Source organism: Cryptosporangium sp. NPDC048952 (assembly GCF_043197895.1).
Classification (GTDB): Bacteria; Actinomycetota; Actinomycetes; order Mycobacteriales; family Cryptosporangiaceae; genus Cryptosporangium.
Map to the genome: position 1 here is coordinate 415435 of NZ_JBICTY010000008.1, position 12859 is coordinate 428293.

The 12859-nt window shown below is 70.6% G+C and carries 12 protein-coding genes; 6 read left to right on the forward strand and 6 right to left on the reverse strand.

Annotated elements, in window-relative coordinates:
• On the forward strand, positions 1-489 hold the full coding sequence (locus ACGFY5_RS39175) for a GNAT family N-acetyltransferase (protein ID WP_392728913.1): 489 nt from the start codon (positions 1-3) through the stop codon (positions 487-489).
• On the opposite strand, the gene ACGFY5_RS39180 is transcribed toward ACGFY5_RS39175, so the two are convergent.
• Positions 468-1529, reverse strand: coding sequence for a hypothetical protein (locus tag ACGFY5_RS39180; RefSeq protein WP_392728915.1), 1062 nt, complete (start codon positions 1527-1529; stop codon positions 468-470). The genes ACGFY5_RS39175 and ACGFY5_RS39180 overlap by 22 nt on opposite strands.
• A 23-nt stretch (positions 1530-1552) precedes the next feature.
• On the reverse strand, positions 1553-2290 hold the full coding sequence (locus ACGFY5_RS39185; protein ID WP_392728917.1) for an alpha/beta hydrolase: 738 nt from the start codon (positions 2288-2290) through the stop codon (positions 1553-1555).
• A 126-nt stretch (positions 2291-2416) separates the two neighbouring features.
• Here ACGFY5_RS39185 and ACGFY5_RS39190 point away from each other — a divergent pair, with 126 nt between their 5' ends.
• Both ACGFY5_RS39190 and ACGFY5_RS39195 read left to right on the forward strand, forming a co-directional pair.
• The gene (locus tag ACGFY5_RS39190; RefSeq protein WP_392728920.1) at positions 2417-2596 is read left to right on the forward strand and encodes a hypothetical protein; all 180 of its coding nucleotides are present in this window, start codon (positions 2417-2419) and stop codon (positions 2594-2596) included.
• An 80-nt stretch (positions 2597-2676) separates the two neighbouring features.
• Positions 2677-3420 (forward strand): maleylpyruvate isomerase family mycothiol-dependent enzyme, encoded by a 744-nt coding sequence (locus ACGFY5_RS39195; protein WP_392728922.1) that lies wholly within the window; start codon positions 2677-2679, stop codon positions 3418-3420.
• Here the strand turns inward: ACGFY5_RS39195 and ACGFY5_RS39200 are convergent.
• The 3 genes from ACGFY5_RS39200 to ACGFY5_RS39210 form a co-directional block, all read right to left on the reverse strand.
• On the reverse strand, positions 3407-3532 hold the full coding sequence (locus ACGFY5_RS39200; RefSeq protein WP_392728924.1) for a hypothetical protein: 126 nt from the start codon (positions 3530-3532) through the stop codon (positions 3407-3409). The genes ACGFY5_RS39195 and ACGFY5_RS39200 overlap by 14 nt on opposite strands.
• Before the next feature lie 290 nt (positions 3533-3822).
• Positions 3823-5244, reverse strand: a complete 1422-nt coding sequence (locus ACGFY5_RS39205) for a hypothetical protein (RefSeq protein ID WP_392728927.1) — start codon at positions 5242-5244, stop codon at positions 3823-3825.
• Positions 5245-5247: 3 nt separating this feature from the next.
• Positions 5248-6615 carry a serine/threonine-protein kinase gene (locus ACGFY5_RS39210; RefSeq protein WP_392728930.1) on the reverse strand — a complete coding sequence of 456 codons (1368 nt, stop codon included), beginning with the start codon at positions 6613-6615 and terminating at the stop codon, positions 5248-5250.
• 289 nt (positions 6616-6904) lie between these two features.
• On the opposite strand from ACGFY5_RS39210, the gene dnaE reads away from it, so the two are divergent.
• Positions 6905-10447 carry a DNA polymerase III subunit alpha gene (dnaE, locus tag ACGFY5_RS39215; protein WP_392728932.1) on the forward strand — a complete coding sequence of 1181 codons (3543 nt, stop codon included), beginning with the start codon at positions 6905-6907 and terminating at the stop codon, positions 10445-10447.
• A 3-nt stretch (positions 10448-10450) separates the two neighbouring features.
• Positions 10451-11041, forward strand: coding sequence for a DUF6300 family protein (locus ACGFY5_RS39220; protein WP_392728934.1), 591 nt, complete (start codon positions 10451-10453; stop codon positions 11039-11041).
• On the opposite strand, the gene ACGFY5_RS39225 is transcribed toward ACGFY5_RS39220, so the two are convergent.
• Entirely contained in the window at positions 11026-11808 is a 783-nt protein-coding gene (locus ACGFY5_RS39225) for an alpha/beta fold hydrolase (protein WP_392728937.1), read from the reverse strand. The two genes, ACGFY5_RS39220 and ACGFY5_RS39225, sit on opposite strands and share 16 nt — an antisense overlap.
• 65 nt (positions 11809-11873) lie before the next feature.
• Here ACGFY5_RS39225 and ACGFY5_RS39230 point away from each other — a divergent pair, with 65 nt between their 5' ends.
• The gene (locus ACGFY5_RS39230; RefSeq protein WP_392728939.1) at positions 11874-12857 is read left to right on the forward strand and encodes a nitronate monooxygenase; all 984 of its coding nucleotides are present in this window, start codon (positions 11874-11876) and stop codon (positions 12855-12857) included.
• The last annotated feature ends 2 nt before the right edge of the window (positions 12858-12859 follow it).

Consider the following 12859-nt stretch of genomic DNA (forward strand, 5'->3'; position numbering starts at 1 on the left):
ATGCGTCTCCGGGACGTTCGGCGGGACGACGTCGAGGCGTATCTGCGCATGCGGTGCGACCCGGCCATGATGGCCGAGCTCGGCGGGCCCCAGCCGCGGGAGGGCATTCCGGCCAAAGTGGAGGCCGACGTGCGCGCGGTCGAGGCCGACGAGTACTGGGTCGTGATGGTCACGCCGGACGACTCGGACGAGGTGCTCGGCTCGGTGACGCTCTGGTCGCACGCGGACCACGGCGAGCCGATCTCCGAGATCGGCTGGATGGTGCTTCCCGAGCACCAGGGACGAGGGGTCGGGAAGTGGGGCGTGCGGGCGCTGCTCGAGCGTGCGGCCGCCGACGGGCGGTGGGGGGCGGTGCACGCGTTTCCGGCGGTGGCCAACCAGCCGTCGAACGGGATCTGCCGCTCGCTGGGGTTCCGGCTGCTCGGCGTCGAATCGTTCGAGTTCAACGGGCAGATGATGACGTCGAATCACTGGGTGTCTTCACTCTGAGCGGCCAGGATCTGAGCGGCCAGGGTCCGGATGTCCGGGTGGGGGTCGTTGGCGGCCCGGTCGAGCAGTAATCGGTGGGTCCGCGTGGCGGGCCAGGTGAGGGCGGTGCGCACGAGTGCGGTGCGGCGGACGACGTGGTCGTGGTCGGTGGTGGCCCGGTCGGTGACCAGCGTCCGGACGTCGGGCCGGTCGGGCCAGTGGGTGGCGAGGACGTCGATGGCCGCTGCCCGGGTGTCGTTGTGGACGTGGGTGGCGAGGTCGAGAAACGGCTGCGGATCGGTGGGGTGGCGGGACACGAGTGCGTGCACCGCCGCTGGTCCGAGCCACCGGTCGTGGAGCGCCTCGTGGAGCGTGGCGTCGTCCCAGTCGGGCTCGTCCTCGAGGGCGCCGACGGCGGCGGAGCCGACCAGCGTGTCCGGTTCGGTCCGTGCCCGGTCGGCGAGTAGTTCCGCGGTACGCGGGTCGAGCGGCCGGCGTTGCGCGATCGTGCGGAGGGCGAACAGCCGGGGCTCGGTGCCCGGGTCGGCCACCGCGCGTTCGTAGAGGAAGTTCCAGGTCGTCGGAGCTTCGGGCCGGAGCTCGACCAGCGCTTCCAGTGCTTGCCGACGCACGGCCGCGCTCGGGTCGTGGACAGCGGTTTCGCGCACCAGGGCCTCGTTCGCCGCAGGCATCGCCCGTACGGCGGCGCCGCGGACCTGCGGGGCGTCGGCCGACAGCAGTGACCGGACCTCGTCGACGCCGGGGAACAGCGCACCGAGGACGCGGACCGCGGTGGGGGACGGGTGCGCCACCCCGGCGAACCAGTCGCGGAAGAGCTCGCGACCGGGCCAGGACGGGGCCAGATCCGGCACGACCTCGTCCGCGAAGTCGGCGTGCTCGCGGCCCAGCGCGTCGATGAGTGCTCGGAGGACGCGTTCTCTCTGGCCGTCATCGCCGGCGAGGTGCACGGCCGCACACAGGTGGTGCGGCACCGGCGGATCCCGCAGCCACCACAGTGGATCAGCGGCGAGCAGCCGTTCGACGTCGTCGGCTGAGCTCATTGGCTCGACCCTAGGTGATGCCGTCAGTGGCGGACGACCCAGTCCGTGGTTTCGCGGATCACGAGCGCCTGCCATGCCCGGGTCTGCGGCTCGGCGTAGGCCGGATCGTCGTGCACCGCGAACCCGTGCTGCGCACCTTCGATCTCGATCAGCGTGCTCTCGGCCGCCAGCTGGCCGACCGCCTCGCGGGAGGAGTCGATGCTGATGAACGTGTCCTTCGTGCCGTGGACGAGCAGCGTGGGTACGGCGATGCGGGGAAGGGCGTCCCGGGCGGAGATCTGGAAGACCTCGTTGAGCATCGCGCGCCCCAGCTTGAACGTCGGCGAGTGCTCGACGTACCCGCGCCGGTCGAGCTCGTCGGCGTGCGGTGCGTCGATGCGGTCGGACGACCAGTACGGCTTCTCGTCGACGAACCGCTGCTTGTAGTCGAGCAGCGAGTTGAACAGGACGAGGCTGCGTAAACTCGGCGTGCCGACGGCAGCGACCAGGGCGCAGACACCGCCGCTGAAACTGGTGCCGATCACGGTGACCGGCGCAGTCATCTCCTCGACAGCCGCCCGGACGTCGTTGGCGGCCGCGGACAACGTGAGGTCCTGCTGCCGGCCGCCGCTGGCGCCGTGTCCACGCAGGTCGAACCGGAGCGACGCAATTCCGTTCGAGGCGAAGGCGTCGGCGAGTCGGACGTAGAAACCGCCCTCGTCGCGGGTGACTCCGCCGCCGTGGACGAGGACCACGCAACGGTTCGCGCCGACCGGGGACACCAGCGTTCCTACTAACTGAGTACCGTCGTGGCTACGGAAAGTGATTTCGCTCTGGGGCATCTGGCGCCTCCCGGTGGCGGGCGTCCCCTTCTCGCAGAGCTTTGCGTACCCCCTTACGGTGAAGATATGAGCGAGCAGAAGCCTGGGGAAAAGAAGGCCGGTGTCGGCATCGGGTTAGGCCTCGCGTTAGGTGCCGCCTTCGGACTGCTTTTCCACAATCTGGCGCTCGGGGTGGCGTTGGGCCTCGCGATCGGCGTCGGCTTCGGCGTCTCCTGGAAGGACCTGCGTCGCGGGCGGCGTCGGTAAATCGTTCCAGAGTCGATTGTGTCGTCGCGACGCGCGGATCGATGAGAGCGGTACGGCGTTCGGCGAGCTACCGTCACGACATGGACCACGGGGAATACTGCAAAGCGCTGTTCCGCGAGATCGATCGGTTAGCCGCACTGCTGTCGGACGCCGATCTGAGCACGCCGGTCCCGAGCTGCCCCGCGTGGGACCTCGCGAAGCTCGCCACCCACGTCGGTGCCACCGAGCGCTGGGTCACCGCGATGATCACGTCCGGGTCGGTCGAGAAGCTGCCGTTCGCCGACTACGAGCAGGGCGTACCCACTGACTCCACCGCGATGTCGGACTGGGTGGCGGCCGGCGTCGACGCGCTGATCAGCGCGTTGGTGGCAGCTCCGGCGCACCAGCAGGTGTGGACGCTCGGCGGGCAGACCCGCCCCACGCTGTTCTGGGCCCGTCGCATGCTGCACGAGGCCACCGTTCACCGGGTGGACGCCGCGCTCGCGCTCAAGGCACCCGCCACGATCGATCCGACGGTCGCGATCGACGGCATCGACGAGATCCTCACGATCCTCCCGTTCGCGCCCCGGCTTGCCGGGTTCGGCGCCGTGCGCGGCGAGGGCCAGTCGATCGCGCTGGTCGCGACCGACGCCGACGCCCGGTGGCGGATCGACGTCGGGTCGGTCGGTTACGAGTGGTCCCGGTCGGCGGCGGCGGACGCGACGGTGACGGCCACCGCACCGGTGGCCGGCCTGTACCAGTTCCTCTGGGGCCGTCCCTCGGTCCCCCAGATCACCGGCGACTCCGGCCTCCTGGCCCGCTGGAGCGCGGCTACGGCGTTCTAGGCACGGCGGTGAAGAACTCGTAGGTGTGGCCGTCGGGGATGCCGTCGAGGCGGGTCAGTAACGCGTCGAACGTCCCGTCGTCGACCAGGAAGCCGTAGTGGCCGGGGGCCACCGGGCCGCGGTCGTCGAAGTCCGGCTCGTGCGTTCTGGTCCCGACGCTGGGCGCGTGGGCCCGGGACGCCGCAGTTGGTGCTCACGCTAAAGGCGGTGCGGGCGGCCGGGGCGGACGCCGGGGTGAACGACGTCGCCCGGCAGTTGGGGTTGGACCAGTCGGGAGCGAGCCGGAGGGTGGCTGCCGCAACCGGCGCCGGCTATCTGGGACGCGGAAGGTCCACGGCCGACGCACGGCGGACGGTGCTACGGCTGACGTCGACTGCAGCGCCTGGCCGACGAGGTCGGCGCCTAGCGGATGCGGGGGGTCACCGGGCGGAACGTGGACGGGGCGCCCGGGGTACCGCCGCGGCGGGCGGCATACGACGGGACGCCGACGCACGTGAAGAGCAGGGGCACGAGGTCGGCCGGCTCGTGGAGGAGGGCCGGTACTTCGGAGTCCGCGAACGTCATGCCGGTGGCGCTCGCGCCCAGCGCGTAGGCGGCCAGGTGCAGGCGGCCCTCGACGAGACCGGCCGCGAGCTGGGCGTCCCGGTAGGTGCGGTCGTCCAGGTCCGCGTCGGGAACCGCGCCGATGACGACGTACGCCGCGTCGCCGCCGAGCCCTTGGTCGAGGCAGACGCGGGTCGTCTCGTCGCGCAGCTCGACCTGGTACACGGGCGCGCCGTCGCGGTAGACGCCCGGATCGACGCCGTCGACACCGTGCACCACGACCCAGTGCGGGATCGGGATGCCGCGGAGGGCGGCGCGCAGCGGCCAGTCCAGATGCGTGCGGGGCAGCGTGCGGGCGCGGTCCATGCGGCGCTGCGAACCGCGCCGGAGGATGACCTCGTCGAGGGACTCGGCCGCCGGTGCGTCGTCGAGCGGCTCGCCGTCGAGCCACGGCTCGCCGAGGACGTTCCGCTCGCCGGCGCGCTGGGCGTCGGTGCACAGCGGGAACTCCATTGCGGGCAGTTCGCCGTTCTCCGCCGTACCCGACGGCACGATCGCGGGGTCGCCGTCGCCGAGGCTGAGCAGCGCCAACGGGTACTCGTGCACACCGTCGGCCCCGACCAACGTCCGCAGCGTGGCGTCCGGAAAGAGGGTTCGAAGGCGAGGGGGCAGGCCTGCGCTCGCCACCGCGGCGGACAGCTGCGAGAGCAGCGTGCCCGCGTCCCAGTACAGGTGACGCCAGCCGCGTTCGGCGTAGCGCCAGCCGGTGCGCCACGGGACGCCGGTGACGACGAGCGTGGTCGTTTCGCCCTCGGCGGGTGGGCCGATGGGCACGAGACCGTGCGCGAACGGGTCGTACCAGTGGACGCCGTCAGGCACGCCGTCGACGTTCCGGGCGCTGACGTAGAGCTCGAGCGGGAAGCGGGCCCCCGCGGAGCCGGAGGCGCGGAACGGGTGCGGGCGACCGCGACGCTCGGCGGTGCGGACGATCCCGGCGCCGAGGAACAGGATGCGCGCGAGCTGTGCCGCGTCCAAAGCCTGGGGCGCGGAGCGGCGGCCCGCGAGGACGTGCGTGGCGCTGACGCCGGGGTTCGGCAGGTCGCGGGGGAGGGGCAGGCGCTCCAGGCCGCGGTACGTCTTGGCGAACGGCGGGTGCGTGTCGGGGTCGTTCGGCGTGAGGTCGTGCCGGACGCGTGGGTCGTCGGCGGGGACGTCCCACTCGCGGTCGAGGGTGTACGACGTGAGCCTGTGCAGCAGGCCGGCGCCCGACTTGGGATCCATCCGTCAGACCGTAGCGGCGGCGCGGATCTCCGGGGCGCCGCGGAACGGGATCTCGGCGGCGTCGAGCCAGCCCGGGCGCAGGGCCGCGCCGGACGCGGCGGCCAGGTCGAGGGCGAAGTCCTTCGCGGTCGGGTGCCGGTTCTCCGGGAACCCGTTGAGCGAACGCTCCAGCACCGACGCGATGCCCGGCGGAATCGCGGTCAGGTTCGCCCGCGGGGAGCCGTCGGGGCCGGGGAGCGGCGGTGTCCGGCCGGTGAAGAGCTTGTAGAGCGTGGCGCTGAGGCCGAACAGGTCGGTGCGCGCGGTGATCTCGTCGCCGTTGATCTGCTCGGGCGCGGCGTAGCCCGGGGTGAGGGCGAGCACGCTCGCCTGTTCGCCGTCGACGCCGCCGGCCAGCAGTTTCGCGATGCCGAAGTCGGTGACCTTGACCGTGCCGTCCTCGGCGAACAGCAGGTTGCCCGGCTTGATGTCACGGTGCACGACGCCGCGGGCGTGTGCGGCCGCGAGTGCGTCGGCCACCGCGAGCCCGAGCGCGCAGAGGGGTTCGGGGCGGCCGAGGAGCTCGGTGCGGCGGGCGGACGCGCTGCCGCGTGCGAGGAACTCCATCACGATCAGGTTGAAGCCGGCGTGCTCCACGTACTCGTAGACGCGGGCGACGTGGGGGTGGTCGAGGCTCTCCATGACCTGGGCCTCGCGCAGGAAGCGCGACTGCGAGTCGGGTAGGAGGTCGGGCTCGGTGAGCAGCTTGAGTGCGCGCTGCCAGCCCGCCTGGCGGTGTTCGGCGAGGAAGACGATGCCGCAGCCGCCTTTGCCGAGCATGCGCTGCACGGCGTATGCAGGGAGCGCCGCCTCGATCATCGCCGCGGCCTCGGTCGGCTCCACGTCGGCGGTGATCGCCGCGGGCGCGACCCGCGCCGGCTCGGCGGCGGCCGCAGGGACCGGTGCCGGCTCGGCGGTGGCCGGGGTCTCGACCCGGGTCCGGCCCGGCGGCGGAGCCGGCGTCGGGTGCGGATCCGGCGTCGCATCGAGGGCTTTGATGCGGGTGGTGATCTCCGACTCGCGCTGGCGGATGCGGGTGGCCGAGCGTCCCAGCACCAGGTACCGGCCGACCGAACTCCAGGCCGCGTACAGCACGAACGGCAGCGCGATCACCGCGAGAACCGCGAACGCCCGACCACGCCCGGGCTGCCCGGCCGCGTACGAGTACGCCGACACGGAGGCGAACACAGCGAGCCCGACGAGCATCAGCCCCAGGCTCAGCGCGGCAGTGCGATCCAGCGCGCCACGCCGACGCGCAGCGGTCTCGTCCAACGCAGAGCGGACCTCGCGTAACTCGGCGCGGAGCTCCCCCGGATCGCCCTGCTGCGGCATGGATGCAAAGGTACTGCACAGCCGCAGGAGTAACAGAAAGTAATCAACGATCAACACCAGGACGACGCTCGCCAGGCTGCAACCAACGGCGGTGACGCAGCGCAATTCAACCGCCGAGACGGCTCCTCAGCGGGACGCTGACACGACCCCTCCACCGGACGGTGTAAGCGTCATTGGGCCGGTCAGCGCTATTGTCCACACCTCCGCGTCGCGTGGCCCGAGCCGTGCGTCGGGCGGGTAGGGTCCTAGGTTGTTCCCGGCCACTCCCGCCCCAGGAGGCGCTCTCACGATGCCCGGCGCCGCCGATGGATTCGTCCACCTGCATGTGCACACTGAGTATTCGATGCTTGACGGAGCGGCGCGTCTCAAGCAGATGTTCGCCGAGGCCCAGCGCCTCGAAATGCCCGCCATCGCGATGACCGACCACGGCAACACCTACGGCGCGTACGACTTCTTCACGCAGGCCACCGCCGCCGGGGTGACGCCGATCATCGGTACCGAGGCGTACATCGCGCCCGCGAGCCGGTACGACAAGAAGCGCATCAAGTGGGGCCGCCCCGATCAGAAGGGCGACGACGTCTCCGGTTCGGGCTCCTACACCCACATGACGATGTGGGCACGCAACGACGAAGGGCTGCACAACCTGCTGCAGCTGTCCTCCCGGGCCTACACCGAGGGCTACTTCGTCAAGTGGCCGCGGATGGACGCCGAGCTGCTCGCCGAGCACTCCGCGGGCATCATGGCCACCACCGGATGCCCCTCCGGTGAGGTGCAGACCCGGCTGCGTCTGGGCCAGTTCGACGAGGCGCGCGCAGCGGCCGCGAAGTTCCAGGACATCTTCGGCAAAGAGCACTTCTACCTCGAGCTGATGGACCACGGGCTGCACATCGAGCGCCAGGTCCGCGACGGGTTGCTGCAGATCGGCAAAGAGCTGGGCATCAAGCCGGTCGTCACGAACGACTCGCACTACACGCACGAGGCCGAGGCGACGTCGCACTCCGCCCTTCTCTGCGTGCAGACCGGCTCGACGCTGGCCGCGCCGACGTTCCAGTTCGACGGCACCGGCTATTACATCAAGTCGGCCGCCGAGATGTACGGCGTCGACTCGTCGGACGCCTGGCAGGAAGGCTGCCGGAACACGCTGGCGATCGCCGAGAAGGTCGACACCACCGGCATGTTCGTCAAGAAGAACCTCATGCCGAAGTTCCCGGTGCCCGAGGGCGAGACCGAGGAGAGCTGGTTCCGGCACGAGGTCTGGGAGGGGATGAAGCGCCGCTTCCCCACCGGCATCGACGAGCAGCACAAGGCCCAGGCCGAGTACGAGATCGGCATCATCCTGCAGATGGGCTTCCCGTCCTACTTCCTAGTGACGGCCGACTTCATCAACTGGTCGAAGGCCAACGGCATCCGGGTGGGCCCCGGCCGTGGCTCGGCCGCCGGCTCGATGGTCGCCTACGCGATGGGCATCACCGACCTCGACCCGATTCCGCACGGCCTGATCTTCGAGCGGTTCCTCAACCCCGACCGCGTCTCGATGCCCGACATCGACATCGACTTCGACGAGCGTCGGCGCGGTGACGTCATCCGCTACGTCACCGACAAGTGGGGCGCCGACAAGGTCGCCCAGATCGTCACGTACGGCACGATCAAGGCCAAGGCTGCGATCAAGGACTCGGCCCGCGTGCTGGGCTACCCGTACGCCGTCGGCGACCGGATCACCAAGGCGATGCCGCCCGCCGTCATGGGTAAGGACATCCCGCTGAGCGGCATCTTCGACCCGAGCCACAAGCGGTACAACGAGGCCGGTGAGATTCGCGGGCTCTACGAGAGCGATCCGGACGTCAAGAAGGTCATCGACACCGCCCGCGGCCTGGAAGGCCTGATCCGGCAGGCCGGTGTGCACGCGGCCGGCGTGATCATGTCCGCCGAGCCGCTGACCGACCACATCCCGGTCTGGATGCGCGCCTCCGACGGCGCGATCATCACGCAGTTCGACTATCCGACCTGCGAGACGCTCGGCCTGCTGAAGATGGACTTCCTGGGCCTGCGCAACCTCACGGTCCTGGACGACTGCCTGAAGGCGATCGTGGCCGACGGCGGCCCCGAGATCGACCTGCTCGAGCTCCCGCTGGACGACAAGGCAACGTACGAGCTGCTCGCCCGCGGCGACACGCTGGGCGTCTTCCAGCTCGACGGTGGGCCGATGCGGTCGCTGCTCCGCCTGATGCGGCCCGACAACTTCGAAGACATCTCCGCGGTGCTCGCGCTGTACCGGCCGGGCCCGATGGGCGCGAACTCGCACATCAACTACGCGCTGCGCAAGACCGGGCAGCAGGAGAAGACACCGATCCACCCGGAGCTGGCCGAGCCGCTGGCCGAGATCCTGGACACGACGCACGGCCTGATCGTGTACCAGGAGCAGGTCATGTCGATCGCCCAGAAGGTGGCCGGCTACTCGCTCGGCAACGCCGACCTGCTGCGGCGCGCGATGGGCAAGAAGAAGAAGGAGATCCTCGACAAGGAGTTCAAGCCCTTCTCCGAGGGCATGAAGGCCAACGGCTACTCCGATGCCGCGATCAAGGCGCTCTGGGACGTCCTGGTCCCCTTCTCCGACTACGCGTTCAACAAGGCCCACACGGCGGGGTACGGGCTGGTCTCGTACTGGACCGGGTACCTCAAGGCCAACTACCCCGCGGCGTACATGTCGGCGCTGCTCACGTCCGTGCGTGACGACAAAGACAAGATGGCGGTCTACCTCAACGAGTGCCGCAAGATGGGCATCAAGGTGTTCCCGCCCGACGTCAACGAGTCGGACGCGAACTTCACCCCGCGTGACACGAACATCCGCTTCGGTCTCACCGGTGTGCGCAACGTCGGCGCGAACGCTGTCGAGGCGATCATCGCCGCGCGTGCCGAGAAGGGCGCCTTCAAGGACTTCTACGAGTTCCTGAAGAAGACGCCGGCGATCGTCTGCAACAAGAAGGTCGTCGACGCGCTGATCAAGGCCGGTGCGTTCGATTCGCTGATGCACACCCGCAAGGGCCTGCTCGCGGTGCACGAAGCCGCTGTCGAGTCGTTCGCCGAGATCAAGAAGAGCGAGGCGGTCGGCCAGTTCGACCTGTTCGGCTCCGGATTCGGGGACGACCAGGCCGAGGACCTGAGCGTCGCGTTCACACCGCCGATCGGCACCGACGAGTGGCCGAAGAACGAGAAGCTGGCCACCGAGCGGGAGATGCTCGGCCTGTACGTGTCCGACCACCCGCTCTCCGGCGTCGAGCACCTGCTGGCCGCGAAGGTCGACTGCCCGATCTCGGCGCTGGTCGGCGACGACTATCCCGACGGGCGCACGGTCGCGGTCGGCGGTCTGCTCTCCGGGCTGCAGAAGCGGGTCACCAAGCAGGGCAAGCTCTGGGCCAGCGCGCGTCTGGAGGACCTCGAGGGCGGTATCGAGGTCCGGTTCTTCCCGGCCACGTACGAGCTCGTCGGCCAGCACCTGGTCGAGGATGCGATGGTGCTGGTGAAGGGCCGCATCGACAAGCGCGAGGACCAGCCGCAACTGCTCGCCCAGGACCTGGCGCTGCTCGACCTCGGCGAGGCCGACTCGGAGAAGCCGGTGGTCATCCTGATCACTGCGAACCGGGTCAACGACCAGCTCGTGGCGCAGCTGCGGGAGACGTTGTCGACGCACCCCGGCACCACCGAGGTGCACCTGAAGCTGCAGCACAAGGCGCGGGCGACGCGCTGGCGGCTCGGCGACAACGTCCGGGTCGCACCCACACCTGCGCTGATGGCCGACCTGAAGGCGCTGCTCGGTCCGGCGGCGATCGAGTAGATCGTGGTCCACTGCCCCCGCTGTAGCGGGTCGGCGCTGCTGGCGGTCGAGGTAGGAGCCGCCGGCAGCGCCGTGCTGTGTGCGGCCTGCGACCTCGACCACCCCACCGGCGGTGCGGTCGTGCTGTGGTTCACCGTCAACGGCCGCATCAACACGCCCGCGCAGATGGAGGAGCTCGCCGGGCTACTGCTGCCCTGGGTGGAGGACGTCTCACCGCCCAGCGTCGACAGCACGGCTCTGCAAGCCACGGTCGCCGCGTGGACGGCGACGCTCACCGACATCGGGCCGACGGGCCAGGTCGACACCGAGGCGGGGACACCGCCGGCCGCGACCGGCGCGGGCATGATGTGCGACTTCTGCGAGGCCGCGGTGCCCCGCTGGGCCTACCGCGCCGATGAAACGGCCGCGTCCGTACCCGCCGGTGACTGGTTCGCCTGCGACGAGTGCCGGCCGTACGTGGACGCGCGGGCGTGGAACGGCCTCGCCGACGTCGTGGGTGACGACCGCACCGAGGCCTGGCTCGCGTTCGAGGGCGCCGCTCCGCGTGCCGCCCGCCCCTGGCCCCCACGCCCCCAGATCTACCGCTGGCCCTGACCGCCCGCCAGGAACGGCAGCAAGGCGGCGTGGAACTCGGCCGGCGCGTCCAGCGGGAGGGTGTGGGCGGCGTTCGGCAACCGCACTGCCTCGGCGCCCGGGACGGCGTCGACGATCGAATCGGCCAGTTGCAGGATGTCGGGCGAGTCCAGCGCGCCGGTCATCACCTGCAGTGGAGGACGTAGCTCGGCCAGCCGGTCGACGGCGTGGTCTTCGACCAACCTGCCCCGCGCGGTGTAGTGCTTCGTCGCGACGGTCGTCGCCATCTCCCGGCACGCCTCGCGGACGCCGGGATCGGTCTGCGCCGGCTCGCGCTGCGGGCCGTCGACCCACATGCGCAGGAAGCACTCGACGAACCCGTCGGCGTCCAGGTTCCGCGCGGCCTCGATCTGGCGGGCCTGCAGATCGAGGATGTACGGATCGCGGAACTCCATCCCGCTGGCGCCCGCCGAGATCAGCACCAGCCGTCCGACGAGTTCCGGCCACTCCAGCGCGAAGTCGATAGCGGCGCGCGCGCCCAGCGAGAGCCCGACCAGCGTCGCACCGCTCGACCCCGTCGCTTCGATCACCTCGTGCAGGTCACGCGCGGGTGACCAGTCGCCGGTCGCGCTCGGCGAGCGGCCGTGGGAGCGCGCGTCGTATCGGATCACCCGGTAGTCGTCAGCGAGCACGTCGACGGTGGCGTCCCACATGCGGTGGTCGAGCAGCCCGCCGTGCAGCAGCACGACCGTCGGGCCCGTGCCCCGCTCGTCGACGAAGAGATCCACAGCGCCCTCGATTCTTCGTACACAGGTTCTATCCACAGGTGTGGAAAGCTTGGGGAGTGCCTAGGTTGCCACAGACGGAGCTGCCGATCGTCCAGTCGCCGATGGCCGGTGGAGCTACCACGCCGGACCTCGTCGCGGCCGTCGTCGACGCCGGTGCGCTGGGATTCGTCGCCGCCGGATACCTCACCGCCGACCAGCTGCGGGATCAGATCGCCTCGGTCCGGGAACGCACCCGCGCGCCGTTCGGCGCCAACCTGTTCGTTCCGTGGCCGCGAAAGGACACGAACGTCGAGGGCTACGCCGCAAGCATCACTGACGACGCCACCCGGCTCGGCGTCGAACTCGGCACCCCGCGCTGGGACGACGACGACTGGGCCGCGAAGCTCGAACTGCTGCTGGCCGACCCGCTGCCGGTCGTCAGCCTGACGTTCGGCTGCCCGTCCGACGCGATCGCGGCACTCCACCGCGTCGGCTCCGCGGTCGCTGTCACCGTCACCACTGCCGACGAGGCCCGGAAGGCCGCCGCCGCCGGCGCCGACGCGCTCCTCCTGCAGGGAGCCGAAGCCGGCGCGCACCGCGGCGCCTGGACACCGGACGCTGAGCCGGTGCCGCTGGCAACGCTCCTGGCCGACGTGAAAACCCTGACCGACCTGCCACTGGTCGCCGCAGGAGGCCTCGAAGACGCTGACGCGGTTCGGGAGGTCCTGGAGAACGGCGCCACCTACGCCCAGGTCGGCACCGCACTCCTTCGCTCCCCGGAGAGCGGCGCCCAGCAGGCCCACAAGGACGCCCTGGCCACCCCCGCCGAAACCGCGATCACCCGTACGTTCACCGGCCGGCGCGCCCGCGGCATCGTCAACGCGTTCATCCGCGAACACGAAGAGCAGGCGATCGAGGCGTATCCCCAGGTCCACCACCTCACCCGCCCGCTGCGCGCGGCCGCGGCGAAGGCCGGCGACCCCGACCGGATGGCGCTCTGGGCCGGCACCGGCCACGCGTCCGCCCAGGATGCCCCCGCAGCTGTAATCGTGCGTTCACTCACGCAGTAATT